The organism is Streptomyces sp. NPDC046197 (assembly GCF_040646295.1).
In the GTDB taxonomy this organism is placed as follows: Bacteria; Actinomycetota; Actinomycetes; order Streptomycetales; family Streptomycetaceae; genus Streptomyces.
In genome coordinates, this window is the sequence record NZ_JBEYZY010000014.1 from 40,780 (window position 1) to 64,447 (window position 23,668).

At 70.9% G+C, this 23,668-nt stretch carries 21 protein-coding genes and 1 tRNA gene; 9 read left to right on the top strand and 13 right to left on the bottom strand.

Features of this window, described 5'->3' with window-relative positions:
• Positions 1 to 222 precede the first annotated feature (222 nt).
• Complete coding sequence (locus AB0A61_RS20845) at positions 223 to 546, top strand: multidrug efflux SMR transporter (protein ID WP_361293934.1); 324 nt, start codon at positions 223 to 225, stop codon at positions 544 to 546.
• A 40-nt stretch (positions 547 to 586) separates the two neighbouring features.
• Here AB0A61_RS20845 and AB0A61_RS20850 read toward each other — a convergent pair whose 3' ends face one another.
• Positions 587 to 1,198, bottom strand: a complete 612-nt coding sequence (locus AB0A61_RS20850) for a helix-turn-helix domain-containing protein (RefSeq protein ID WP_361293937.1) — start codon at positions 1,196 to 1,198, stop codon at positions 587 to 589.
• A 180-nt stretch (positions 1,199 to 1,378) separates the two neighbouring features.
• On the opposite strand from AB0A61_RS20850, the gene hisN reads away from it, so the two are divergent.
• Both hisN and AB0A61_RS20860 read left to right on the top strand, forming a co-directional pair.
• Positions 1,379 to 2,179, top strand: coding sequence for a histidinol-phosphatase (gene hisN / locus AB0A61_RS20855; protein WP_361293940.1), 801 nt, complete (start codon positions 1,379 to 1,381; stop codon positions 2,177 to 2,179).
• Positions 2,180 to 2,374: 195 nt separating this feature from the next.
• Positions 2,375 to 2,767, top strand: a complete 393-nt coding sequence (locus tag AB0A61_RS20860) for a CBS domain-containing protein (RefSeq protein ID WP_361293943.1) — start codon at positions 2,375 to 2,377, stop codon at positions 2,765 to 2,767.
• 72 nt (positions 2,768 to 2,839) lie between these two features.
• Here the strand turns inward: AB0A61_RS20860 and AB0A61_RS20865 are convergent, their stop codons facing one another.
• Positions 2,840 to 4,291 (bottom strand): catalase, encoded by a 1,452-nt coding sequence (locus tag AB0A61_RS20865; RefSeq protein WP_361293946.1) that lies wholly within the window; start codon positions 4,289 to 4,291, stop codon positions 2,840 to 2,842.
• Between the two features lie 144 nt (positions 4,292 to 4,435).
• Between AB0A61_RS20865 and AB0A61_RS20870 the strand changes: the two genes are divergently transcribed.
• The gene (locus AB0A61_RS20870; RefSeq protein WP_361293949.1) at positions 4,436 to 4,852 is read left to right on the top strand and encodes a Fur family transcriptional regulator; all 417 of its coding nucleotides are present in this window, start codon (positions 4,436 to 4,438) and stop codon (positions 4,850 to 4,852) included.
• Between the two features lie 198 nt (positions 4,853 to 5,050).
• Here the strand turns inward: AB0A61_RS20870 and AB0A61_RS20875 are convergent.
• From AB0A61_RS20875 to AB0A61_RS20885, 3 genes are all read right to left on the bottom strand, one after another.
• Positions 5,051 to 5,124: transfer RNA gene (locus AB0A61_RS20875), tRNA-Met, on the bottom strand.
• A 136-nt stretch (positions 5,125 to 5,260) separates the two neighbouring features.
• Positions 5,261 to 7,093 carry a tetratricopeptide repeat protein gene (locus AB0A61_RS20880; RefSeq protein ID WP_361293952.1) on the bottom strand — a complete coding sequence of 611 codons (1,833 nt, stop codon included), beginning with the start codon at positions 7,091 to 7,093 and terminating at the stop codon, positions 5,261 to 5,263.
• Positions 7,094 to 7,315: 222 nt separating this feature from the next.
• Positions 7,316 to 10,312: a UPF0182 family protein gene (locus tag AB0A61_RS20885; protein ID WP_361294369.1), complete on the bottom strand. Its 2,997-nt coding sequence runs from the start codon at positions 10,310 to 10,312 to the stop codon at positions 7,316 to 7,318.
• Between the two features lie 186 nt (positions 10,313 to 10,498).
• On the opposite strand from AB0A61_RS20885, the gene AB0A61_RS20890 reads away from it, so the two are divergent.
• Entirely contained in the window at positions 10,499 to 11,041 is a 543-nt protein-coding gene (locus tag AB0A61_RS20890; RefSeq protein WP_361293955.1) for a PPA1309 family protein, read from the top strand.
• A 141-nt stretch (positions 11,042 to 11,182) separates the two neighbouring features.
• Here the strand turns inward: AB0A61_RS20890 and AB0A61_RS20895 are convergent, their stop codons facing one another.
• The 4 genes from AB0A61_RS20895 to AB0A61_RS20910 form a co-directional block, all read right to left on the bottom strand.
• Entirely contained in the window at positions 11,183 to 12,280 is a 1,098-nt protein-coding gene (locus AB0A61_RS20895; protein WP_361293957.1) for a PDZ domain-containing protein, read from the bottom strand.
• 51 nt (positions 12,281 to 12,331) lie between these two features.
• The gene (locus AB0A61_RS20900; RefSeq protein ID WP_361293960.1) at positions 12,332 to 12,496 is read right to left on the bottom strand and encodes a hypothetical protein; all 165 of its coding nucleotides are present in this window, start codon (positions 12,494 to 12,496) and stop codon (positions 12,332 to 12,334) included.
• A gap of 197 nt (positions 12,497 to 12,693) precedes the next feature.
• Positions 12,694 to 13,155 carry a molybdenum cofactor biosynthesis protein MoaE gene (locus AB0A61_RS20905; protein ID WP_361293963.1) on the bottom strand — a complete coding sequence of 154 codons (462 nt, stop codon included), beginning with the start codon at positions 13,153 to 13,155 and terminating at the stop codon, positions 12,694 to 12,696.
• Positions 13,156 to 13,592: 437 nt separating this feature from the next.
• On the bottom strand, positions 13,593 to 14,705 hold the full coding sequence (locus tag AB0A61_RS20910) for an SDR family oxidoreductase (RefSeq protein WP_361293966.1): 1,113 nt from the start codon (positions 14,703 to 14,705) through the stop codon (positions 13,593 to 13,595).
• A 194-nt stretch (positions 14,706 to 14,899) separates the two neighbouring features.
• On the opposite strand from AB0A61_RS20910, the gene AB0A61_RS20915 reads away from it, so the two are divergent.
• Entirely contained in the window at positions 14,900 to 16,357 is a 1,458-nt protein-coding gene (locus AB0A61_RS20915; RefSeq protein WP_361293968.1) for a zinc-dependent metalloprotease, read from the top strand.
• Positions 16,354 to 16,869: an NUDIX hydrolase gene (locus tag AB0A61_RS20920; protein WP_361293970.1), complete on the top strand. Its 516-nt coding sequence runs from the start codon at positions 16,354 to 16,356 to the stop codon at positions 16,867 to 16,869. Before AB0A61_RS20915 ends, AB0A61_RS20920 begins: the two co-directional genes overlap by 4 nt.
• A 90-nt stretch (positions 16,870 to 16,959) precedes the next feature.
• Here AB0A61_RS20920 and AB0A61_RS20925 read toward each other — a convergent pair whose 3' ends face one another.
• From AB0A61_RS20925 to AB0A61_RS20940, 4 genes are all read right to left on the bottom strand, one after another.
• Positions 16,960 to 17,715, bottom strand: coding sequence for an AIM24 family protein (locus AB0A61_RS20925; RefSeq protein ID WP_361293973.1), 756 nt, complete (start codon positions 17,713 to 17,715; stop codon positions 16,960 to 16,962).
• A gap of 17 nt (positions 17,716 to 17,732) precedes the next feature.
• Positions 17,733 to 18,413, bottom strand: a complete 681-nt coding sequence (locus AB0A61_RS20930) for an AIM24 family protein (protein WP_361293976.1) — start codon at positions 18,411 to 18,413, stop codon at positions 17,733 to 17,735.
• An 11-nt stretch (positions 18,414 to 18,424) separates the two neighbouring features.
• Positions 18,425 to 20,137, bottom strand: a complete 1,713-nt coding sequence (locus AB0A61_RS20935; protein ID WP_361293979.1) for a TerD family protein — start codon at positions 20,135 to 20,137, stop codon at positions 18,425 to 18,427.
• A 137-nt stretch (positions 20,138 to 20,274) separates the two neighbouring features.
• Positions 20,275 to 20,871, bottom strand: a complete 597-nt coding sequence (locus AB0A61_RS20940; RefSeq protein WP_361293982.1) for a M48 family metallopeptidase — start codon at positions 20,869 to 20,871, stop codon at positions 20,275 to 20,277.
• Between the two features lie 225 nt (positions 20,872 to 21,096).
• Between AB0A61_RS20940 and AB0A61_RS20945 the strand changes: the two genes are divergently transcribed.
• Positions 21,097 to 22,311: a TOMM precursor leader peptide-binding protein gene (locus AB0A61_RS20945; RefSeq protein WP_361293985.1), complete on the top strand. Its 1,215-nt coding sequence runs from the start codon at positions 21,097 to 21,099 to the stop codon at positions 22,309 to 22,311.
• The gene (locus tag AB0A61_RS20950; protein ID WP_361293988.1) at positions 22,304 to 23,668 is read left to right on the top strand and encodes an AarF/ABC1/UbiB kinase family protein; all 1,365 of its coding nucleotides are present in this window, start codon (positions 22,304 to 22,306) and stop codon (positions 23,666 to 23,668) included. Before AB0A61_RS20945 ends, AB0A61_RS20950 begins: the two co-directional genes overlap by 8 nt.

Below are 23,668 nucleotides of genomic sequence, written 5' to 3' on the forward strand. Positions count from 1 at the left end.
TCCGCGTTGTTTGCGGGGGCCTGACCTCCGCGTTGTTTGCGGGGGCCTGACCTCCGCGTTGTTTGCGGGGGCCTGACCTCCGCGTTGTTTGCGGGGGCCTGACCTCCGCGTTGTTTGCGGGGGCCGCGGCGCGGCAAGTGCATAATCGCACCGAGCCGGATCCGGGCACGGCCAAAGGACGACGAAGCGGTCACGGAACGCGGACCCACGGGAGGACGGCACATGGCGTGGCTGCTGGTCATCGTCGCGGGGCTGCTGGAGACCGGCTTCGCCGTGTGTCTGAAACTGTCGCACGGCTTCAGCCGGCTCTGGCCGACCATCGCCTTCTGCTCCTTCGCCCTCGGCAGCTTCGGCCTGCTCACCCTGTCCCTGAAGAAGCTCGACGTCGGCCCCGCCTACGCCGTGTGGACCGGGATCGGCGCGGCGGGCACCGCGATCTACGGCATGGTCTTTCTCGGCGACCTGGTGTCGACGCTGAAGATCGTCTCGATCAGCTTCGTCATCGTCGGCGTGATCGGGCTCCAGCTGTCCGGCTCCGCACACTGAACGGCCGTCCCCGCCCGGGGAGTTGCCGCCTTCGTGCGGCTCAGACGAGTTGGCGGGGCAGCACACCGCGCAGCAGTTCGGCGAGGCCGCCCTCGCCCGGCGGGGCCGCCACGCACGACAGGGCGAGGCGGACCACGAGTTCACAGGTGTGGGCCAGCTCGGCGGTGTCCGGCCCGGATGGTGCGCCGGGCGGGGACAGTGCGGCGGCGGCACGGTCGCGGACGATCGCCACGAAGTCGCCGGGCGACGGCAGCGGCCCGTCGGCCCGGCGCTGCGCCGGCACCGCCGAGGAGGACGGCACCGCGGACAGCGTCGGGGAGGGCAGCCGCTCGTTCCAGCAGCCGGTGAGCATGGCCCGCACCAGCGCGTTCTCACGGGCGGCCGACGCGGTCCACTCGGCCGCCGCGGTCAGCCGCTCGCGCGGATCGGTGTGGGCGCCCAGCGCGCGCTCGACCCCGGCGAGGTAGCCGTCGGCCTCCCTCCTGACGAGCGCCCGGGCGAGCCCCTCCTTGCTGCCGAACTCGTTGTACAGCGTCTGCCGGGAGACCCCGGCCGTCGCGGCCACGTCCACCATCCGCACGGCGGACCACGGCCGGCGCGCCAGCGCCGTATGGGCGGCGTCCAGCAGGGATTCCCGCGCTGCAGGCATCATCGCCTCCCTGGGGCGAGCGACTCTGCGCCCAGATTTGACGCGCCCGGATGCACTGTCAAGGGTTCGCGGGCGCACTCGGGGGCGCCCTTCGGTCACCGCGCACCTCCGGCGGCACGGGTGGGCACCGGGGCACCCCGCCCCCTGTAGCTCCGTACCAGCCGGGCAGATACCGTTCGTTGCATGCCCGACTACCTCGACGACCTGCGCCTGGCCCATGTCCTCGCGGACGCTGCCGACGCCGCGACCATGGACCGCTTCAAGGCCCTCGACCTCAAGGTCGAGACGAAGCCGGACATGACCCCCGTGAGCGAAGCGGACAGAGCGGCGGAAGAACTCATCCGCGGTCAGCTGCAACGCGCCCGCCCCCGTGACGCCGTCCTCGGCGAGGAGTACGGGATCGAGGGAACCGGCCCCCGCCGCTGGGTCGTCGACCCGATCGACGGCACCAAGAACTACGTCCGCGGCGTGCCCGTCTGGGCCACCCTGATCGCGCTCATGGAGGCGGGCGAGGGCGGCTACGAACCGGTGGTGGGTGTCGTGTCCGCTCCCGCGCTGGGCCGGCGCTGGTGGGCGGCCAAGGGCCATGGCGCCTTCAGCGGCCGCAGCCTGTCGAAGGCGAGCCGCCTGCATGTCTCCCGCGTCGGAAAGCTCTCGGACGCCTCCTTCGCGTACTCCTCGCTCAGCGGCTGGGAGGAGCAGGGCCGGCTGAACGGCTTCCTGGACCTGACCCGCGAGGTCTGGCGCACCCGTGCCTACGGCGACTTCTGGCCCTACATGATGGTCGCCGAGGGGTCGGTCGACTTCTGCGCCGAGCCCGAGCTGTCCCTGTGGGACATGGCCGCGAACGCGATCGTCGTCACGGAGGCCGGCGGCACCTTCACCGGCCTGGACGGCCGGCCCGGCCCGCACAGCGGCAACGCCGCCGCGTCCAACGGACTGCTGCACGACGAGATGCTGGGGTATCTCAACCAGCGCCACTGAGAAACGGGAGTCGCCTGCGCACGCCCCCGCCCGGCCACGCGCGCCCTCTTGTTGACCCGCGCTTTACCTGCAACCCTGGGAGTCCCCCACTTGTGAACTTGTGCAGTGCCGCACCGGCGCCCTGGGCGCCCGGCCGGGACAGGCGGCCCCGTGAGCCGCGAGCACAAGGGGTTCTCTAGGAGGTGGCTCCAGCCCATGCTCGTCCGCGACGCCATGAGCACGGTGGTCCTGACCATCGGCCCCGCACACACCCTCCGCCAGGCAGCAGCCCTGATGTCCGCACGCCGGGTCGGCTCGGCCGTGGTCCTCGATCCGGACGCAGGCGGTATCGGCATCCTCACCGAACGCGACATCCTCAACTCCGTCGGCCTGGGCCAGAACCCGGACGCCGAGCGCGTCCACGCCCACACCACCACCGATGTCGTGTTCGCCACTCCCTCCTGGACCCTGGAGGAGGCGGCCCGTGCCATGGCGCACGGCGGCTTCCGCCACCTGATCGTGCTCGATCACGGGGAACCGGCGGGCATCGTCTCGGTCCGCGACATCATCCGCTGCTGGGCGCCGGCCCGGCAGCAGGTACCGGCCTGAGCGGACGACCAGGGGCCGGGCCCCACAAGGACCCGGCCCGCTGTCCGGCACCCGGCGGTCCGGCCCGCGGTGTCAGCCGCGCAGGGCCTGGACCGCGGCCTCCAGCCGCTTGCCGAAGTCGCCGTCCGCCTGACGGAAGTTGTTGATCGCCCGCTCGGCGATGTCGTCGCGCGAGACCTGCGCGATGGAGGCCGCCAGGTTGCCGATCAGGCGTTCCTTCTCCTGCTCCGTCATCAGCCGGTAGAGGTTGCCCGCCTGCACGAAGTCGTTGTCCTCGGCGTGCACCGGGGCCTGATGGTCGCCGGTGACCCCGGACACCGGGGTCGGCTGCCACAGCGGCCGGCCTGTCTGGAACGGGCCGCCGAAGCTGTTGGGCTCGTAGTTCTTCGCACCCTTGTGGCGGCCGTCGTAGAGGAAGCCGTCACGGGCGTTGGTGCGCGCCTCGGTGGCGTGCGGGCGGTTGACCGGCAGGTGGTCGGCGTTGATGCCGACGCGGTAGCGGTGCGCGTCACCGTAGGCGAAGAGACGGCCCTGGAGCATCTTGTCCGGGGACGGGCCGATGCCGGGCACGAAGTGAGCCGGCGAGAAGATCGACTGCTCGACCTCGGCGAAGATGTTCTCCGGGTTGCGGTTGAGCTCCAGCTTGCCGATCTCGATACGCGGATAGTCCGCGTGCGGCCACACCTTGGTCAGGTCGAACGGGTTGAAGCGGTAGGCGGCCGCCTCCGCCGCGGGCATGATCTGGACGTACACGGTCCAGCTCGGATGGTCGCCGCGCTCGATGGACTCGCGCAGGTCGCGCTGGTGGGAGTCGGGGTCCTCACCGGCGAGCCGGGCGGCCTCCTCACCGGTCAGCGTCTTGATGCCCTGGTCGGTCTTGAAGTGGTACTTCACCCAGAAGACCTCGCCGGCCTCGTTGTTCCACTGGAAGGTGTGCGAGCCGAAACCGTCCATGTGGCGGTACGAGGCCGGGATGCCTCGGTCGCCGAACAGCCAGGTCACCTGGTGGGTGGACTCGGGCGACAGACCCCAGAAGTCCCAGACGTTGTCCGCCTCCTGCGAGCCGGTGTACGGGTCGCGCTTCTGGGTGTGGATGAAGTCCGGGAACTTGATGGCGTCCTTGATGAAGAACACCGGGGTGTTGTTGCCGACGAGGTCGTAGTTGCCCTCTTCGGTGTAGAACTTCAGCGCGAAACCGCGCGGGTCACGGACTGCGTCGGGCGCGCCCAGGTTGCCGGCCACGGTCGAGAAGCGGAGGAAGACCTCGGTCTGCTTGCCGATCTCGGAGAGGAAACGGGCGCGGGTGTACCTGGTGACGTCGGCGGTGACCGTGAAGGTGCCGTAGGCGCCGGCGCCACGGGCGTGCACGACACGCTCCGGGATCCGCTCGCGGTTGAAGTGGGCCAGCTTCTCCAGGAGCAGCTGGTCCTGGACGAGAACCGGGCCGCCGGCGCCCGCAGTCTCGCTGTTCTGGTTGTCGGCCACCGGAGCACCGGCCTCCGTCGTAAGCGGTCCGTGCGTCACGTGCGCCTCCTGCGTCATCTCCGACCAATCCTGTCGCTCGACCAAAGCCGTTCCCGATCCTACAATGGACATTGTCTAAGTCAAGCACTGCTCCAAAGTCACACCTATTCGGAAACTGTTCCCCTTGCTGTTAAGCTGGTGCGCATGAGCGACCTACTGGAACGGCTGCGCGGACGTGGATGGCGCATGACCGCGCAGCGGCGCGTCGTGGCCGAGGTCCTCGACGGCGAACACGTCCATCTGACGGCCGACGAGGTCCATGCGCGGGCCGTCGACAAGCTGCCCGAGATCTCCCGGGCGACCGTCTACAACACGCTGGGCGAGCTGGTGTCCCTCGGTGAGGTTCTCGAGGTCACGACGGACAAGCGCGCGAAGCGGTACGACCCGAACGCCCACCGGCCGCACCACCACCTGATCTGCGCCCACTGCGGCGCCATCCGCGACGTGCACCCGAACGGCAACCCGCTGGCCGACCTTCCCGACTCGGAGCGCTTCGGCTTCACCGTCTCGGGCGTCGAGGTGACGTATCGCGGGCTGTGCCCGAACTGCGCGGCGGCCTGACCCGGCATCCGGCCCGACCGAGCATCCCCCGCGGACCCCGGCACCATCGAGGTGCCGGGGCTTTTTGCTGCGTGAACCCTTGGGGCGAACTGTTGTGCGGGCTTCTCGCGGGGCACCGCCCGTACCGGAAAGACACCGAGGGCCGGAAAGACACCGAGGGCCGGAATCCTTGATGGGATTCCGGCCCTCGGCCTTCAGTAGCGGGGACAGGATTTGAACCTGCGACCTCTGGGTTATGAGCCCAGCGAGCTACCGAGCTGCTCCACCCCGCGTCGGTGAATGCAACACTACGTGAACGCCGGGCACAGAAGCAAATCGCTTACCAAGGGCGAGCCCCACGCGCCGCCCGTCGCCTCCGCCCTTCGGGCAGCGGCGACCACGGCACATGGCGCCCGGCTCGGCGCGGCCTCACGCCGACAGCTCCTCGCGCAGCGCATCCCGCAGCCGTGCCGCTCGCTCCGACACTTCCTCCGGTCCCAGCTCGACCGCCCGGTCGGCCCACCGCTGCCCCTCCGCCAGCTCTCCGCGACGCGCGTAGACCAGGGCCAGCCGGAGCGCCGCCCGCCCATGGCCGGCTTCGGCCGCCCGCGTCCACCACACGGCCGCCTCGGGCTCGCTCCCCTCCCGGGCCAGCAACAGCCCCAGGTTGAACGCCCCGTTCCGGGAACCGGTCTCGGCCGCCTCGCGGTACCACCGCGCCGCCTCGACCACGTCCCCGCGGGCCGCGGCCATCATCCCCACCCGTACCTGCGCGCGCCGATGTCCCTGGGACGCCGCACGCTCGTACCACTCCTCGCACTCGGTCTTCTCATGCACCGTCGACTCTCCGAGCTCGTGCGCGGGCGGCGGCGGGCGCCGCGCGTCCAGCACGGTCGCCAGCCGGTACGCGGCCTCCGCACTGCCCGCGCCGGCCGCGCACCGCAGATGCCGCTCGGCCTCCGGCTCGTCCCCCGCCCGGAGCCGGGCGATCCCCACCTGCAGTGCCGCCTCGGCGTGCCCGGCGGCCGCCGCACGCTCGTAGTACCGCAGCGCCTCGGCCTCCAGCCCCCGCCCGGCGTAGAGGATCCCCAGGTTGAACGCCGCATCCACGCTCCCGGCCTCCGCGGCCTTGGAGAACCACGGCTCGGCCCCGCTCGTGTCCCCGCCCTGCAGCAACAGGATCGCCAGCGCGTTCGCCGCCTCCCGGTGACCGGCGTACGCCGCTCGCCGGTACCACTGCTCGGCCTGCGCGGTGCGCCCCTGCTCGGCGCAGAGCAGCCCGAGGTTGTGCGCGCCGTTCACATCGCCCGCGTCCATCGCCGCCCGGTACCACCGCTCGGCGGTCTGCGTCTCCCCGCGCTCGGCGTGCAGCGCACCCAGCGCGTTCGCCGCGTTGCCGTCCCCGTCCTGGGCGGCCCTCAGCCACCACACGGCCGCGCTCTCGGTGTCCCCGGCGTCCCGGAGCAGGAACCCGAGCGCACAGGCGGCCCGCGCCTCCCCGTCCTTGGCGGACGTCAGGTACCAGCGGCCGGCCTCCTTGAGCAGGCCCCGCTTCTCCAGGATCGTTCCGAGATGCAGCGCGGCCCGCCGGTGGCCGCGCGCGGCGGCCTGCCGGTACCACTGCTCGGCCTCCTCCAGCGGGCCGACACCGTTGTCACCGTCGGATCCCTGTGCCGCCTGCCGGTCCAGCGCCCGGGCCAGTCGGTACGCCGCCTCCCGGTGACCCCGCTCGGCGGCGACCCGCATCCAGCGCTCGGCACCGGCGTCCCCGCGGTGCTCCAGCAGGTCGGCGAGGGCGTACGCGCCCAGGACGTGCCCCTGCTCGGCGGACTGGCGCAGCCAGTACTCCGCGGCCGGCTCGTCACCGCGCTCGCGGTGGTGCCGGCCGAGCGCGTGCGCGGCCGCGGCGGAGCCGGCGACGGCGGCGATCCGCCACCATCCGGCGGCCTCGTCGGCGTAGCCGCGCTGGTGCAGAAGGACTCCCAGGTTGTTGGCGGCGGCGCGGTCACCGGCGGCGGTGGCGGCGCGCAGGTGGGGTTCGGCTCCGTCGAGGTCGCCGCGGCGCAGCAACATGGCCCCTAGGACACTCTTCGCCTCGACGTCGCCGGCCTCGGCGGCCAGACGCCGACGCACCTCCTCGGCGGCCTCGTCAGCGGCCTGCCCGGTTTCGTCCCGGGCCTCGCCCCCGATCTCCTCGGGATCGGAAGGCTGCACAAATCGCCCTGTCTCGAACAGAGTTGCCTTGTCCCCCATAACGTCCATCGTCGCACCACCTGCAACCCGGGTACACCTGGTATACCGCAGCCAGTGAGGTCACTTCAGCGTTTTGTCGACATGCCCACAGAGAGACAAGTCAAACACAGATCGGCCAACTCCCCACGGCGGCACGGCCGTCCCACGCGTCGGCACATGCGTTCGTACGCCACGAAGGCCCGGATCCCCGCGGGGACCCGGGCCTCCGCCACGGCGACGGCCGCAGCGGGATCAGCCGCTGCTCGGCGTAGCTCCCGGTGTGCTGCCCGGTGTGCCGCCCGGACTGCTGCCCGGGCTCGGGGTGGTGCTCGAACCCGGGCTCGCACCACCCTTGTTGCTGCCGCTCCCGCCGCTTGTGCCACCGGGCTTCGCCGCCTGGGACTGCGCCTCCTCGGCCCGCTTCAACGCGTCCTGAAGGTCCTTCTGCGCCTGGCCGTACGCCTGCCAGTCACCTTTCTTCAGGGCCGTCTGCCCGTCGTCGAAGGCCTTCTGGGCGTCCTGGAGCGCCTGTTGGACCGTCGGATTGTTCGACGTCGGCGGGTTGCCGGTGCCGTGGTCCGGCGGCGTCGTGGTCGAACCCTCCGCGCCGAACACCTTGTTGAGGGCCTCGTCCAGGGTGTTCTCGAACGCCGTGTTGCCGCCGTAGGTCACCAGCACCTTCCGCAGCAGCGGGTACTTCAGCCCGCCACCACGGACGTAGACCGGCTCCACGTAGAGCAGTCCCCCGTCGAGCGGCACGGTCAGCAGGTTGCCGTACTCGATCTCCGAGTCCCCGCCTCTGATGAGTCTGACGAACTCGGCGATGTTCTGCTGCGAGTTGGAGTTGAACTGGCTCTGCACCTGTTTCGGCCCGTCGACGGTCTTGCTCGTCGGCAGTTTCAGGACTCTGATCTGGCCGTAGTCGCTCGTACCCGCCTGGGAGTCGACCGCCATGAAGGCGCTGAGGTTGTCCCGACCGTTCGGCGTGAACGTGGTCGTGAGCGAGAACGCCTGGGAGGACTGGTCGGGCATCTTCATGGTCAGGTAGTACGGCGGCACCGCGTTGCCCGACTTGTTGGTCGGGTCGTTGGGCACCTGCCACACCTCGCTGCCGCTGAGGAACGTCTGCGCGTCCTGCACGTGGTAGCGGGTGAGCAGTTCGCGCTGGACCTTGAACAGGTCCTGCGGGTACCGGAGGTGGGCCATCAGGTCCGGCGAGATGTCGGCCTTCGGCTTCACGGTCCCGGGGAAGGCCTTCATCCAGGTCTTCAGCACCGGGTCCTCGGTGTCCCACTGGAACAGCTTCACCGCGCCGGTGTAGGCGTCGACGGTCGCCTTCACCGAGTTGCGGATGTAGTTGACCTGGTTCTGCTGGGCGACCACCGCGCGCTGGTTGTTGTTGTAGGTCAGCGAGTCGGCCGTCGTGTCGCCGAGGGTGGTGCGGGAGGCGTACGGGTATCCGTTCGTGGTCGTGTACGCGTCGACGATCCACTGGATACGGCCGTCCACCACCGCCGGGTAGGCGTCGCCGTCGATGGTCAGCCAGGGCGCCACCGCCTCGACGCGTTCCTTGGGCGTGCGGTTGTACAGGATCCGCGAACCCTCTCCGATCGCGCCGGAGTAGAGGATCTGCGGCTCCCCGAACGCCACCGCGTAGGCGGCCCGGTTGATCGGGTTGGAGAGGCTGACCCCGCTCTTCTCCTTGTAGCTGGTGGTCTTCTCACCGCTGTCGTCGGAGTAGTCGATCTCCTTCTGCGGACCGCCGACGATCGAGTACGTGGTGGTCTTCTCGCCGTAGTAGATCCGCTGTTCGTACGTCCCCAGCCGACCGGTGGACGGCAGGTCGGACTCGGTGAAGACGGGCTGGCCGTTGCCGTCGGCCTCCGTCCCCTTGGCCGCGACCGCGCCGTAGCCGTGGGTGTAGCGGAAGTGGTTGTTGATCCAGTTCTTCTTCGCAATGCCGGCGAGGTTCAACTCGCGCAGACCGACGACCGTGTCCTGGACCTTGCCGTCCTTGGTGTAGCGGTCGACGTCCAGATTGTTCGGAAACGTGTAGTAGTTCCGCATCTGCTGAAGCTGCTGGTACGTCGGGGAGACGATGTTCGGGTCCAGTATCCGGATGCTCGCCGTCGCGTCGACCTCGTCGCGCAGCTTCGACTTGTCGTCGGTGCCGCTCTTGCCGGCGTACTCGGTCACCTTCGCGTCGGCGATGCCGTAGGCCTCACGCGTCGCCTTGATGTTCTTCGCGACGTACGGCGCCTCCTTGGCCTGCTCGTTGGGCTGGACCTGGAACTTCTGGACGATCGCCGGGTACAGGCCGCCGATGAGGATCGCGGAGAGCACCATCAGGCCGAAGCCGATGACGGGCAGCTGCCAGGTGCGCCGCCACAGCGTGGCGAAGAACAGCAGCGCACAGATGACGGCGATGCAGAACAGGATCGTCTTGGCCGGCAGGTAGGCGTTGGCGTCGACGTACCTCAGGCCCGTCCAGTTGCCGGTCGCCCTGAAGTCGCTGGACTTGACCGCGAGTCCGTACCGGTCGAGCCAGTACGCGACCGCCTTCAGGGCGACGAAGACGCCGAGGAGCACCGACAGGTGCCCGGTCGCCGCGGCCGTGGCGCGCGCGCCGGGGCTGGTGATGCGCAGCCCGCCGTACAGGTAGTGGGTGAGGGCGGCGGCGATCACGGACAGGATCGTGGCCGCGAAGCCGAAGCCCAGCAGGAAGCGGTACCAGGGGAGGTCGAAGGCGTAGAAGGCGACGTCGAGATGGAACTGCGGGTCCCGCTGGTGGAAGGGCACGCCGTTGACCCACATCAGCCAGGTCTGCCACTGACCGGCCGCGGAGGCGCCCGCGATCAGGCCCACCAGCGCGGTGACGGCGCACAGCAGCCACCTCTTGTACGGCGCGATGCCCATCCGGTAACGGTCGAGGCTCTGCTGCTCCATCGACATGGCGCTCAGCGGTGGCCGCAGCCGGTGCGCGAGCCAGATGTTGAAGCCGACCGCGGCCGCCATCAGCAGGCCGAAGACGAAGAACAGCCCGATCTTGGTCCACAGGGTGGTGGTGAACACGGACGAGTAGTGCACCGACCGGTACCAGAGCCAGTCCGTCCAGAACCCCGCGAACATGGTGAACGCCATGCCGAGAACGGCAAGAACGCCCAGCGTCATCAGCAGGGCCCGGACACGCCGGGGCGGGCGGCCCACTCTGATCCGCGGCCCCGAGGGGCCTCCGCCGCGGTCCGGCATCTGGAAAGCCAAGGTGCGCACTCCGAAGTTCGCTGTTGGTTCGCTGTTGGTTCGCTGTCGTTGCGTCAGGTCCTCGTGTCCGGGACCGTACGGTGCGCCCCTGTGATCGTAGGCCCACACCTATGCAACTTACTCACGGTTTACTCGGTTCCCGATTCCGGCCGGGAACGAGGCAGGATTGTGACCATGTCCAACACTCCCATGGCAGCGAGCCCGCTCACCCGGGCCGTACTCGAAATCGACGAGTACGCCTCCGGCCTCGGCTGGGACCAGCCCGCTCGCCTTTTCGCCCTCGTAGACACCGCGCGGCTGCGGGCCCAGGAACCTGCCCTCGCGGCCCAGCTCGGCCTGGAGGACGAGCAGGAGACCACCGGCCTCACCCCGATCGAGCAGGACGAGGTCCCAACGAACCGGCCGCTCGACGAGTTCCTCGGCACCATCGCCTGGCCCGACGCGGTGGCCGGCTGCGCGCTGACCGTGGAGCGTCTGATGCTGCCGCCGTCCGCCGAGGCACAGGTCCCGCAGGGGCTGAGCGAGGCGAAGCTGGCGCAGTGGGTGGCCGACCACCCCGAGCGCCAGGAGGTCCGGATGACGGTCGCGGTCCTGCGGGACGGGGCACGCGAGTCGGCCCTGCGCCTGCGCGAGAAGGACTCCGCCACGGAGGTCCTCACGGGCCCGGACCTGGTGCCGGGGCTGGCGGACGCGCTGGCGGCGACCTTCGAGGACTGAGCTCTTCCCAGGACGTCACCGGGTGCGCCCTTGATCGTGAGGGCGCACCCGGTGACGTACGAGGCTTGGTGACGTACGAGGCCCGGTGGCCTGCGAGGCCCTCCGGCCGTCGCGAGGTCGCTTTTGAGGTCCCCGGCCCGGTCAGCCCTTCGTCGTGCACTTCGGCAGATCGGCCGTCTTCCCGGTGCGGATGTCCTGCAGGGCGCTGAGCGCGTCACCGATGGTGTTCACCTTGACCAGGGTGAGCCCGTCAGGGCTGTCCTTGGCGGCCGCCGCGCAGTTGTCGGCCGGCGTCAGGAAGTACTGGGCTCCCTTGTTGCGCGCGCCGACGGTCTTCATCTCGACGCCGCCGATCGGGCCGACCTTGCCGTCGTCGTCGATCGTCCCGGTGCCGGCCACGAACTTGCCGCCGGTCAGACTGCCCGGGGTGAGCTTGTCGTAGATGCCGAGCGCGAACATCAGACCCGCGCTCGGCCCACCCACGTCCGCGAGCTTGATGTCGATCGTGAACGGGAACGTGTGATCGGTCCCGGCGGAGATCCCCACGATGGCCCGCTTGGCGCCGCTGTCCTGGGACGGTGCCGTCGTGATGGTGATGTCCTTGGTGGCGGTCGCCGTCGTGTGCTGCTTCTCGGCGGTGGCCTGGTCCTTTGCGGGCACGATCGTGAAGACCACGTCCTGACCGGGCTTGTGCTTGGTGACCAGCTTGGCGACGTCGGTGGGCTGCTTGATCGCGGTCCCGTCGACGGCCTTGATCACGTCACCGGCGTGCAGCTTGCCCTGGGCCGGGGTGTCCTTGATCACCGTCGAGACGATCACCCAGGACCGCACCGGGACACCCAGCTCCTTCAGCGCGGCGACCTTGGCGCTCTCCTGGGACTGGCTGAACTCCTCGGCGTTCTCCTGGGTGGACTGCTGCTCCGTCTTGCCGTCGGGGTAGAGCGTGTCGTGCGGCACGACCCTGTTGTCGTGCGCGAGCCAGCCGTAGACGGCCTCGACCAGGTTCATCCGGTAGTCGGCGCTGGTGACCCGGACCGTGGTCATGTTGAGGTGCCCGTCGGTCGGGTAGGTCTTGTGCCCGGAGATCTGCAGCACCGGCTCGCCCTCGTGCTCACCGAGAGTGTTGACCGTCGGCCCCGGGGACATCTCCGAGTAGGGCACGGGGAGGAAGACTCCCGCGCACAGGAGCGCGATCAGCATCAGGGTGGAGGCGAGCATCGTCGCGGTGCGGCGTGGCATGACTCGACACTACGGGACGCCCCTGTCAGCGCACCGTCAGGGCCGTCTTCCTCACGTGCTGGAGTGGGACCTCTCCATGGCCTCGCAGAAACGGGCATACCCGTCCAGCTCGGGACCGTCATTGCGGACCTTGCGGGTCCGGTTGGCCCAACTGCCCCACAGGCCGCCGCCTATCGCCGCCGCAAGCGGAATCAGCAACCAGACGAGCGCCGCCATGCCGACCTCCCAACCCCGGGGGAGCGACCCCAACTGACTGATCAGCAGATTAACCATCCGCACTGACAACGCTCACGCCAGGGGTGGGGTTACGCAACCGGAGGTGGGACACAGGGGGTCGTCGGGTCGCACGGGGGGCGCCCAGTGCCCCGGCAGGCAACGTTTGCGCGACGGGGTGAACGCTGCCTGCCGGGGCCCTAGCAGGCGCCCACCCACTCCTCGGTGCCGTCGGAGAACTTCTGGTGCTTCCAGATCGGCACCTCGTGCTTGAGGTCGTCGATCAGCTTGCGGCAGGCCTCGAAGGCCTCGCCCCGGTGCGGACACGACACGCCGACGACGACGGCGAGGTCTCCGACCCTGAGGTCACCCACACGGTGCACGGCCGCCAGCGCCCGCACCGGGTACTCCGCGACGACCCTCTCGGCGATCCGCCGCATCTCGGCCTCCGCGCTGGGGTGGCAGGAGTACCCGAGCTGGTCGACGTCGGCACCTCCGTCATGGTTGCGCACGGTCCCCACGAAGAGCGCCGTGCCTCCGGCGGCGTCGTCCCCGACCGCCTTGAAGACCTCGTCGAGGGAGAGGGGAATGTCCCGGATGCCGATCAGCTTGATCGGGTCCTCGGCGACCCGCTCACCGGGGTGATCGTTGGTGGATGCCATGCCTCCATCGTGCCGCACCCGCGCGACCACCGGAAATAACGCTTTCACCAGGCACGCGCGCGTGCACCTTGGAGCCTCCTACAGGCCCTCAGGCCCTTCCGGCCGAACGCCCCAACCCGTGCCGCGCCGAACGACGCAGGCCCGGACCGTCCGGAACAGCGCATGGCCTGGCCCTGCCGGACGCCCCACGGCCCGGATCCTGCCGGACGGCCACGCCCGGATCCCGCCTGTCAGCCCACGCCCGGCCCCTGCCGGACGTTCACGCCTGGACCCCGCAAGACCTGCACGCCTGGACCCCGCCGGACCCCCACGCCTGGACCCCACCGGACCGCCCACCCTCGATCACTGCCGGACGCCCGACGCCCCGCCCCCGCGGAACACCGTCCCCGAGCACCGCCGAACACCCCACGCCCGGCTCCCGCCGAACGCGCCCGCCCTCAGATCCGCCGCCGGGCCTTGCGCGCCCGGCGTACCACCGCGGCCGCGCCCAGGAGAGCCACCGTGGCCCCCGCGGCACCCGCGGCCGTCGCGTCCTTGCGTCCCAGGCGCCGTCCGGCCACCGTGTGCCGCCCGGACACCTCGTCCAGCAGCTCCGCCAAGACCTCCTCGTTGGTCCATTTCGGCCGCCATCCGGCGTCGTGCAGCCGGCTACCGCTCACCACCCAGGGGTACATCGTGTACGCGAGGTCCCCGGCCGGCGACGGCGTGAGCCCGATCCGGTGCAGCCGGGCCGCCGCCCCCAGTGCGACCGCCGACGGCAGCTCCATGCGCCGGATCCCGCTGAGCTCCTCGACCTCCTCCTGCTCCAGCCACCCGTCACAGCCGACGGCCAGCTCCCCGTCGACCTTCTCCAGCACGGCGTACTCCAGCGCGGTGCACAGGTCCTCCACGTGACAGAACTGCCAGGCGGGCCGCGACCCGGCCACAACGAGCAGCCGCGGCGACTCGAAGTACCTGGTCAGCGCGGTGTCCGTGCCGCCGACGAGCACGGCGGGACGTACGACGGTGACGTTGAGGCCGGGATGCGCCCGCGGCGCGCGCCGCGCGAGCCGCTCGATCTCCAGCAGGTCCCCGACCCCGGTCGCCTCGGCGGTCGCCCGCAGCTCAGCGTCCTCGGACAGCGGCAGCTCGTTGTCGGGCAGCGCCCCGTAGACCATCGCCGAGGTGCACAGCACCACACGGTGCACCCCGGCCGCCGCTGCGGCGGTGAGTACGGTCTGCGTACCCCGGACGTTGTAGGCCGTTCGGGCGGCGGCGTCGGTCTCAAGATCAAGGTCGAGCGCCAGGTGCACCACGACGTCCACCCCGCGCAGCTTCTCCGCGATCGCCGGATCACGTACGTCGAGGATGTGCCACTGCGCGGCCGCGCACTCCCCGCGCCGCTCGTCGATGGCGACGACCTGCTTGATCTCGGCGGACGCGGCCAGCCGCTCGGTGAGCAGCGCACCCACCCCGCTCGCGGCACCGGTGACCGCGACGACGGGCCCGCGCACGGCGGGGCTGCTCTCTTGGTTTCGCGCTGCGCGAACCTGCGGATCTGGGGAACTCACCGGGCGTCTCCAGCGGTTGTCTTCCATACGGGCGCGAATGACGCGTACGTACCAGGTGGCATCCATCCTGCCGCAGGCGTTCAGTCGGCGAAGCACCGAGGCCCGAACCGCCCATGGTGTCTACGCTGGGTGGTGTTGTCGGGCAGCCGCGCCGCCGGAGAGAGAACCGGTGGCCTTACCAGCCGAGGAACCCCGTGAGTGACACCCCATTCGGATTCGGCCTTCCGCCGGAGGAGCCGGAGAACGGCGACGAGGGCAAGAAGAAGGACCAGGAGAGCGGTGGTGGGCAGGGACCGGCCAACCCGTTCGGTTTCGGGCTGCCCGGAGCCGGAGGCCTTGGCGGCCCCGGCGCCGACAACCCGCTCGCAGCCATGTTCGGCTCCCTGAACCCCACCGACCTGGGCGCGGCCTTCCAGCAACTGGGCCAGATGCTCTCCTACGAGGGCGGCCCGGTGAACTGGGACATGGCCAAGCAGATCGCCCGCCAGACGGTCTCCCAGGGCACCGCGGACGGCACCAAGGACGCGAGCATCGGCCCCGCCGAGCGTACCGCGGTCCAGGAGGCCGTCCGGCTGGCCGACCTGTGGCTGGACGACGCGACGTCGCTGCCGTCCGGTGCCGCCTCCGCGGTGGCCTGGAGCCGCGCGGAGTGGGTCGAGGCGACCCTGCCTGCCTGGCGGGAGCTCGTCGACCCGGTCGCCGAGCGCGTCGGCACGGCCATGGGTGACGTGCTGCCGGAGGAGATGCAGGCCATGGCCGGCCCGCTGATCGGCATGATGCGCTCCATGGGCGGCGCCATGTTCGGCACGCAGATCGGGCAGGCCGTGGGCGTGCTGGCCGGCGAGGTCGTCGGCTCGACCGACATCGGCCTGCCGCTCGGCCCGGCCGGCAAGGCCGCGCTGCTGCCGGTGAACATCGAGGCCTTCGGCAAGGACCTCGGCGTGCCGAAGGAGGAGGTGCGGCTGTATCTCGCCCTGCGCGAGGCCGCCCACCAGCGTCTGTTCGCGCACGTGCCGTGGCTGCGCTCGCACCTGTTCGGCGCGGTCGACGGTTACGCGCGCGGGATCAAGGTCGACACCGCGAAGCTGGAGGACGTGGTCGGCCAGTTCGACCCGCAGAACCCGGAGCAGTTCCAGGACGCCCTCCAGCAGGGCATGTTCCAGCCGGAGGACACCCCGGAGCAGAAGGCGGCCCTGGCGCGCCTGGAGACCGCTCTGGCCCTCGTCGAGGGCTGGGTGGACGCGGTGGTGCACGCGGCGTCGAAGCCCCGTCTGTCGTCGGCCGACGCGCTGCGCGAGACGCTGCGTCGCCGCCGCGCCTCGGGCGGCCCGGCCGAGCAGACGTTCGCCACGCTGATCGGCCTGGAACTGCGCCCGCGGCGCCTGCGCGACGCGTCCCGTCTGTGGGCGTCGCTCACGGACGCGCGCGGGGTCGACGGCCGTGACGCCCTGTGGGCCCACCCGGACATGCTGCCGACCGCCACCGACCTGGACGACCCGGACGGCTTCGTACACCGCGAGCAGCTCGACTTCTCGGAGTGGGACAAGATGCTCGGCGAGGCGGCGGACGGCTCCGGCCACAAGCCGGACCTGAACAAGCCGGACAGGAGCCAGAAGGACGACGGCGAGACCAAGGACGACGACGCCGAGTGAGCCTCCATGAAGACGCGGTCCTCGTCCTGAAGGGGTACGTCGGCCAGGAAGAGCTGCGCCAGACCTACCTGGAGCACCTGGAGGCGCACCCGGACGGCATGTGGAAGGCCTGCGGGGACGGGCACATCACGGCGAGTGCCCTGGTGATCGACCCGGACCGCGGGCGTGTCCTGCTCACGCTGCACCGAAAGATGCAGATGTGGCTCCAGATGGGGGGCCACTGCGAGCCCTTCGACCAGACACTGGCCGCGGCCGCCCTGCGCGAGGCGACCGAGGAGTCGGGCATCGCGGGGCTGACCCTGCTGCCAGGCGGGCCGGTGCGCCTGGACCGCCACCACACGCCGTGTGCCTGGCACCTCGACGTCCAGTACGCGGCGCTCGCGCCGGCGGGCGCCGTCGAGGCCATCAGCGAGGAGTCCCTGGAGCTGCGCTGGTTCGCCTACGACGAGGTGGCGACCGTGGCGGACGAGTCGGTCGTGCGCCTGCTGGAGGCCACCCGGGCGCGCGTGTGACCCCTGCGCGGGTGGCTGAACCCCCAGCATGCGTAAGGGGCGGCCGCAAGAGCGGCCGCCCCTTACCCGTCACCCGTCCTCGTGGAGCGGTCAGCTCCAGACGTTGCCCTGGTTCTGCGCGCGTGCCCCGTGCTGGCCCATGCCGAACTGCGCGGCGAGCCCCTGGCCGATCACGGCGTTCTGCGGCGGCAGCAGCTCGCTGGGCTGGACGAGCGCGTAGCCGCTGCCCATGAAGCTGAGCTCCCAGCCCTCACCGGTGTTGCCGCGGCGCCGCCACACCCCGGAAGAGTGCGTCTGGGCCTGCATCTGCACCCGCAGTCCGGTGGACCAGGCGACGATAGCGTCGGCGTCGCAGTTCACGTACTTGTCGGGGGTCACCTGCATCAGGAGCGGGGCGCCCGAGGTCATGAGGGCGACCTTGCCTCGGCCGGTGATGTTCAGCTGGTACTTCCCGGAGCCGGAGATGCCGTACATGCTGTCGACGGCGATCACCTCGTAGTGCAGCGAGGAGTCCATCGCCAGTACGTAGCTGCTGTCGACCGTCAGGCCGTCCTGCTCCACCTCCATGATGTGGACGTGCTGGGCGAGGTTGGCGAGATAGACCGTGCCCTGCCCGTGGCAGCGCATCACGTCCAGGCCCTCTCCGGTGTACGCACGCGCGCGTGCCTGGCTGTTGCTCTGGTACTCGGCGTCGAACTCGACGAGGCCCTGGTAGGCGACCATGGTGCCCTTGCGGGCGAGGATGTCGTCGTGTCCCTCCAGGGTGACGCGCAGCATCTGCTTGTTCTGCAGGCTCCAGCGCTCCTGGGTCTGGACGTCGTTGAAGGCGAAAAGCGGGCTCTGCATGGTGTCCTGTCTCCCCCTCAGCCCCGGAACCGGAGGCGGTCGGTGCTGTCCTCGCTGGGCTGGACGACGACGATGCCCTGCCCGGAGAAGGCCATCTGGTAGGCCTCGCCGCTGCCGCGGCCGATCAGCGACTGCGCCTTGAAACTGCGCTTGCCCTTCACCTTCAGGTTCGGCGACCAGGCGACGAGGGCGTCGGGGTCGACGTACGTCTCGTTCTCGCCGCCGCCGCAGTCGACGACGATCGGCTTGCCCCGGGAGGTCAGCGCGACCCAGCCCTGACCGGAGATCTTGGTGTTCCACAGACCCTGCCCGGCGAACTTCGCCAGCCCCTTGACCCGCTCCACGCCCCAGGTGAGGTGGGCGTCGAAGGCCAGCAGGTTGGTGGCGTTGACGGAGATGGCGTCGCCGTTGAGGTTGATGACGACGACGTTGGCGCCGTAGTCGGCGAGGTAGAGCAGGCCGTCGCCGGAGCACTTCATCAGGGGCGCGCCCTCGCCGGTGATCCAGTCGCGGGCGATCTGACGGACGGCCGGCGGGTTGGGCTCGTACTGGACGAAGCCTTCGTAGGCCACCATCGACCCCACGCGCGCGAGGAGGTCGTTGCCGGTCTGCAGGGCGACCTTCAGCATGTGGTCGCCGTGGTTCTCCATGCGTGCGGTGACGGGCGCGGGGGCGTAGCCCGCGAGCGGCTGGTTCATGACGGGCTCCCTCAGACCTCGTACGGCTGGACGACGACGAAATTGCCGGGCGCGGCACGGAACTGGAGGTTGACACCCTCGCCGCTGTGCCCCGGGTAGGCGTTGCGGCGCATGCGCACCTGGCTGGAGACGATCACCTGGGCGGCGGCCGACCAGGCGACGACGGCGTTGGAGTCGACGAACGTCGTCGGCGTCACGGGCAGCACGACGGGCGTGCCGTGCGTCTTGACGACGATCGTGCCGGTGCCCTGGAACTGCATGGTGAACAGGGCGCCTCCGGGGATGCCGTGGCCCTCGATGCGGCGGACCTCGTACTGAAGGCTCTCGTCGAAGGCGAGCACGTTCTCGGCGGAGACGCACAGCGCCTCGCCCTGTAGCTCGACCGGGTGCAGGTGGGTGGAGTTCTCGGCGAAGAACACCTGGCCCTGGCCCGTGCAGCGCATCAGCTGCATCTCCTGGCCGGTGGCGTTGCCCACGATCCGGCCCGCGAAGCCGGCGCCCTTGTAGCTGAAGTCGACCTTGCCCTGGTACAGGACCATGCTGCCCTGCCTGGCCAGTACGGGCTGACCGCTCGTGCCGAGGTCGGCGCGGATCAGCTTGCTGTTCTGCAGCGTCCAGCGCTGGCCGGTCGGCGTCTCCTTGAACTGCTGGAGCGCGGCCGACACACCGGCGCCCTGGACAGCACCCTGCGGGGCGCCGTAGGGCGCGGGCTGTCCAGGGACCTGCCCGTAGGACTGCTGGCCGTATCCGGGCGGTGCGCCGGGCTGACCGTAGCCGGGCGGCGGGGTCGGCGCCTGGGGGGCCTGGGGGCTCTGCGGCTGGGCGTATCCGGGGGGTGGGGGCGCGCTCGGACCGGGGCCCTGGCCGTACGGCGGCTGCTGGCCCGGGTGGCCGTAGGGCGCGGGGGCCGGGGCCGGCGGCGGGACGGTGCCTCCGGGCGGCGCAAGGGGCGCGACGATGGTCGGCGCGGCGTGCACCGAGGGCGCGGGCGCCGGGGCCGGCGGCGGGGTGGCTCCCGCGGACGGGGCGTAACCCTGTGCCGCGGGTGCCGGGGTGGCGGTGGGCGCGGGTGCCGGGGTGGGCGCGGGCGGGACGCCGAAGGTGGGCGGCGCGGCGGACTGGGCGGGCGGGGCGAATCCCGGTGAGGCACCGGTCTGCGGCTGCTGCGGGGCCGGGCTCGGAGCGGGGCTCTCCTCCTCCAGGACCTCGCCCCCGAAGTTCTTCAGCAGTGCCTCGAGACCGCCGTCGAAGCCCTGCCCGACCGCGGCGAACCGCCACACGTCCTTGAGGTAGAAGTCGCCCAGCATCACGGCGCGCTCGGTGGAGAACTCCGAACCGCTGAACGCGTATCGGGCCACCTCCTCGCCCCCTGCCACGATGCGCAGGTAGCCGGGGTTGATCTGCGACATCTGGCCGCCGCCGTCGACGGTCGCGGTGAAGGACAGCTTCTGGATCTGCGGCGGGATCCTGTCGAGCGTGACCCGGAAGGACTCCGTGTCACCGGCCTGGGCACCCAGTTGCTGGATGGCCTCTTCGGGGGACTTCGGCTGGTTGTAGAAGACGAAGTACCGGTCGTCCGAGAGCCGTTCGTCGGCGTCCAGACCGAAGCAACTGATGTCGAACGTCAGTCCGGGCGCGGAGATCTGCACGCCTACGTACAGATCCGTGCCCGCGGTCAGGTCACTGATCCTGGCCTTGTGGCCGCGTTGGAATTCCCTGGGCATGCGTAACGACCGTCCCCCATCCCGAATGCGAGTGCGTCGCGCCAGGCTAACGGCAAACTCCGACACCGGACGAAGTCGGTACAGACCCGGTACACAATCCCGGCCCTACGGCACCGGACGCCCCCAGGGGACGGCGTTCACTCGCCGCGCGCGCCCGGCAGATCCGGCAGTCGGCCCGCCGAGACGACCCCTTCGAGGTAGCCCCGTGCCCGCTCCGTGCGCGGGTACGCCTCCAGCAGCCGCCAGAAGTCGGGGCCGTGTCCGGGTACGAGCAGATGTGCGAGCTCGTGGACGAGGACGTAGTCGATGACGTACTCGGGCATGCCCTGCAGGCGGTGCGACAGGCGGATGCTGCCCTCCGCCGGTGTGCACGATCCCCAGCGGGTGTTCTGGTTGGTGACCCAGCGGACGGAGGCGGGCCGGGCCCGGCCGTCGAAGTACTGGGCCGACAGCCGCTCGGCGCGCTCGGCCAGCTCCGCGTCGCCGAGCGCCCGCCTGCTCTCCTGGGCGGCCAGCTTGTCGAGCATGACGGTCACCCAGCGCTGCTCCTCCGCCTCGGACATCCGGGCGGGGATGAGCACGACGGTGCGATCGCCCTCGCGGTACGCGGAAACCGTCCTGCGGCGACGGGCGCTCCTGCGGACCTCGATCGCGCTCGCCTTCGAGCCGCCCGGCGGCAGGCTCGTCGTGCTGCGCTGTGGCATTCCGGCGTGGTGCAGTGGGTCGGCGGACACGCCCCGACGTTACCGGGTGTACGCGCGGGAAGTCCCGGGTCCGGGACGGTTCCCTGCCGATCCCCCACCGAGCGTTTGATTCGTACGACGAATAGCCCCCTCCTGTGGACAACTTTCGGCGCCGCCCGGCCCGGACGGGGCATGCTGGCACTCGTCGGCGGAGCACGACCGGCTCCACCGGCACATGGAGACGACAGGGACTTTCTCGGGGCTACGGGGGCCTGCATGCATCCGATGGTGAAACCCGCGCTCAGGCGGGGCTGGCGCGATCTCAAGACCGTGCAGTTCGGGATGACTCCCGCGCACGCGATGACACTGGGTCCGTTGGACACCGCGACGGGCAGCTTCCTGGACCTGCTCAACGGCACCCGCGGCCTGCCCCTTCTACGACAGGAGGGACACCGCATGGACCTGCCCGAGGGCCATGTCGACCGGCTGGTGGAGCGGCTCGCCGGGTCCGGCCTCCTCGACGACGCGCAGGGCGGCGGGGCGGCTGCGGACGCGCTGCGCGGGAAGCAGGAGGTCATGGACCGGCTGCGTCCTGACCTCGCCTCGCTCTCCCTGGTCGCCCGGGAACCGGGCGAAGCGATCGGACGTCTGGCCGCCCGCCGCCGCCTGCGTGTGCAGGTCAGAGGTGCGGGGCGGGTGGGCGCGACGCTGGCCGCCGTGCTGTCGGGCGCGGGAGTCGGCGAGGTCGACGTACGCGACGGCGGCTGCGTCGAGCCATGGGACGTCGCACCGGGCGGGCTGCCCGCGGAGGCCGTCGGCGAGCGCAGGGACGAGGCGGCACGCCGAGCCGTACGGCGGGCAGCCCCCGACCGCCCGGTGCGCCGCGGCCCGCAGGCGCCGCCCGGGGCGGATGGCCCGGGGTTCTCGCTGGTCATCCTTGCCCCGCGGGACGACGTGGCCGTGCACGCGCCCGACCCGGCCGCGGCCGAACCCCTCATCGCGTCCGGAACCCCCCATCTGTACGCAGGTGTGGTGGAGGGCACAGGCGTCGTGGGCCCTCTCGTTCTGCCCGGCGACACGAGCTGTGCGGGCTGTCTGCACCGGGGCCGCGCGGACCGGGACGAGAGCTGGCCACGCCTGGTGGCACAGTGGCGCTCCGGGCGGCAGCGCCCCGTCCGGCCCTGTGACCTGGCGCTCGCCACGACGGTCGCCGGTCTGGCCGCCGCCCATGCCCTCGCCTTCCTGGACGGCGAGCTGCCCTCGAGCGCGGGTGCCCGGTGGGAGGTGTCCGTGCCCGGCCTGAACTGGCGTGCCCGACCGGTGTGGCCGCATCCGGCGTGCCCGTGCGGAGCAGTGGAGAAAACCACAGCGGAACAGACCTCAAAGGACGGGGGGCCACACGAGACAATGGCGGTGCAACGGCCGCCATCGAAGCCATGCCGTCAGGCAGGCGCGTCGCGGCTTGCTGGGACTTGGAGGACGCATGTCTGATCTTCCCCGGAAGGCGGTCACCCGGACCGCCAAGCTCGCCGCGCTCCCGCTCGGCTTCGCCGGACGGGCCACCTGGGGACTCGGCAAACGGATCGTGGGCGAGTCCGCGGAGATCGTCGGCCGCGAGCTGCAGCAGCGCACGGCCGAGCAGCTGTTCAAGGTGCTCGGTGAGCTCAAGGGCGGCGCGATGAAGTTCGGGCAGGCGCTGTCCGTCTTCGAGTCGGCGCTGCCCGAGGAGGTCGCCGGCCCGTACCGGGTGGCGTTGACCAAGCTCCAGGAGGCGGCGCCGCCGATGCCGACGCGCACGGTGCACGCGGTGCTGGAAGAGCGGCTCGGTGCGGACTGGCGTGAGCTGTTCGAGGAATTCGAGGACAAGCCGTCCGCGGCGGCCTCGATCGGCCAGGTGCACCGGGCGGTGTGGCACGACGGCCGCGAGGTGGCGGTCAAGGTGCAGTACCCCGGCGCCGGTGAGGCCTTGCTGTCCGATTTGACCCAGCTGAGCCGCTTCGCTCGCCTTCTGGGTCCGCTGATTCCCGGCATGGACATCAAGCCCTTGATCGCCGAGCTCAAGGACCGGGTCTCGGAGGAACTGGACTACGGCCTGGAGGCCGAGGCCCAGCGGGCTCATGCAGAGGAGTTCGCGGACGACCCGGACGTCGTGGTGCCGGCGGTGGTCCACCAGCGCGACCAGGTTCTGGTCACCGAGTGGATCGACGGAATTCCTCTGTCCGAGGTGATCTCGGACGGCACCCGGGAACAGCGCGACCGCGCCGGCCAGCTCCTGGCCCGCTTCCTCTTCTCCGGCCCGGCCCGCACCGGCCTGCTGCACGCCGACCCGCACCCGGGCAACTTCCGCCTGCTGCCGGGCGGCCCGGGCGGCGAGGACGACTGGCGCCTGGGCGTCCTGGACTTCGGCACGGTAGACCGTCTCGCCGGCGGCCTGCCGACGCCGATCGGCGAGTCCCTGCGGATGACCCTGGACGGTGAGGCCGAGGCGGTGTACCAACTGCTGTGCGCGGAAGGCTTCGTCAAGGAGTCGATCGAGCTGGACCCCGACGCCGTTCTGGACTATCTCCTGCCGATCATCGAACCGGCGCGGGTGGACGACTTCACCTTCACCCGTGGCTGGATGCGCAGCCAGGCGGCCCGGGTCGCCGATCCCCGCTCCCCTGCCTATCAGCTGGGCAAGCGGCTCAATCTGCCTCCCGCGTACTTGCTGATACACCGTGTGACCCTCAGCACCATCGGCGTGCTGTGTCAGCTGGGGGCGACGGTGCGTCTGCGCGAGGAGCTGGAGGAGTGGCTGCCGGGGTTCGCGGCGGACGAGGACGCCGAGGAGGCGGCCGTCGAAGCGTGA

Bases quoted from the DNA above. Each gene is read 5' to 3' on its own strand.
- AB0A61_RS20935 (WP_361293979.1), bottom strand. From the start codon at position 20,137: ATGCCCAGGGAATTCCAACGCGGCCACAAGGCCAGGATCAGTGACCTG.
- AB0A61_RS20945 (WP_361293985.1), top strand. From the start codon at position 21,097: ATGCATCCGATGGTGAAACCCGCGCTCAGGCGGGGCTGGCGCGATCTC.
- AB0A61_RS20950 (WP_361293988.1), top strand. From the start codon at position 22,304: ATGTCTGATCTTCCCCGGAAGGCGGTCACCCGGACCGCCAAGCTCGCC.
- AB0A61_RS20905 (WP_361293963.1), bottom strand. From the start codon at position 13,155: ATGGCATCCACCAACGATCACCCCGGTGAGCGGGTCGCCGAGGACCCG.
- AB0A61_RS20850 (WP_361293937.1), bottom strand. From the start codon at position 1,198: ATGATGCCTGCAGCGCGGGAATCCCTGCTGGACGCCGCCCATACGGCG.
- AB0A61_RS20870 (WP_361293949.1), top strand. From the start codon at position 4,436: ATGAGCGACCTACTGGAACGGCTGCGCGGACGTGGATGGCGCATGACC.
- AB0A61_RS20930 (WP_361293976.1), bottom strand. From the start codon at position 18,413: ATGAACCAGCCGCTCGCGGGCTACGCCCCCGCGCCCGTCACCGCACGC.
- AB0A61_RS20845 (WP_361293934.1), top strand. From the start codon at position 223: ATGGCGTGGCTGCTGGTCATCGTCGCGGGGCTGCTGGAGACCGGCTTC.
- AB0A61_RS20890 (WP_361293955.1), top strand. From the start codon at position 10,499: ATGTCCAACACTCCCATGGCAGCGAGCCCGCTCACCCGGGCCGTACTC.
- AB0A61_RS20895 (WP_361293957.1), bottom strand. From the start codon at position 12,280: ATGCCACGCCGCACCGCGACGATGCTCGCCTCCACCCTGATGCTGATC.
- AB0A61_RS20880 (WP_361293952.1), bottom strand. From the start codon at position 7,093: ATGGACGTTATGGGGGACAAGGCAACTCTGTTCGAGACAGGGCGATTT.
- AB0A61_RS20900 (WP_361293960.1), bottom strand. From the start codon at position 12,496: ATGGCGGCGCTCGTCTGGTTGCTGATTCCGCTTGCGGCGGCGATAGGC.
- AB0A61_RS20885 (WP_361294369.1), bottom strand. From the start codon at position 10,312: ATGCCGGACCGCGGCGGAGGCCCCTCGGGGCCGCGGATCAGAGTGGGC.
- hisN (WP_361293940.1), top strand. From the start codon at position 1,379: ATGCCCGACTACCTCGACGACCTGCGCCTGGCCCATGTCCTCGCGGAC.
- AB0A61_RS20860 (WP_361293943.1), top strand. From the start codon at position 2,375: ATGCTCGTCCGCGACGCCATGAGCACGGTGGTCCTGACCATCGGCCCC.
- AB0A61_RS20925 (WP_361293973.1), bottom strand. From the start codon at position 17,715: ATGCAGAGCCCGCTTTTCGCCTTCAACGACGTCCAGACCCAGGAGCGC.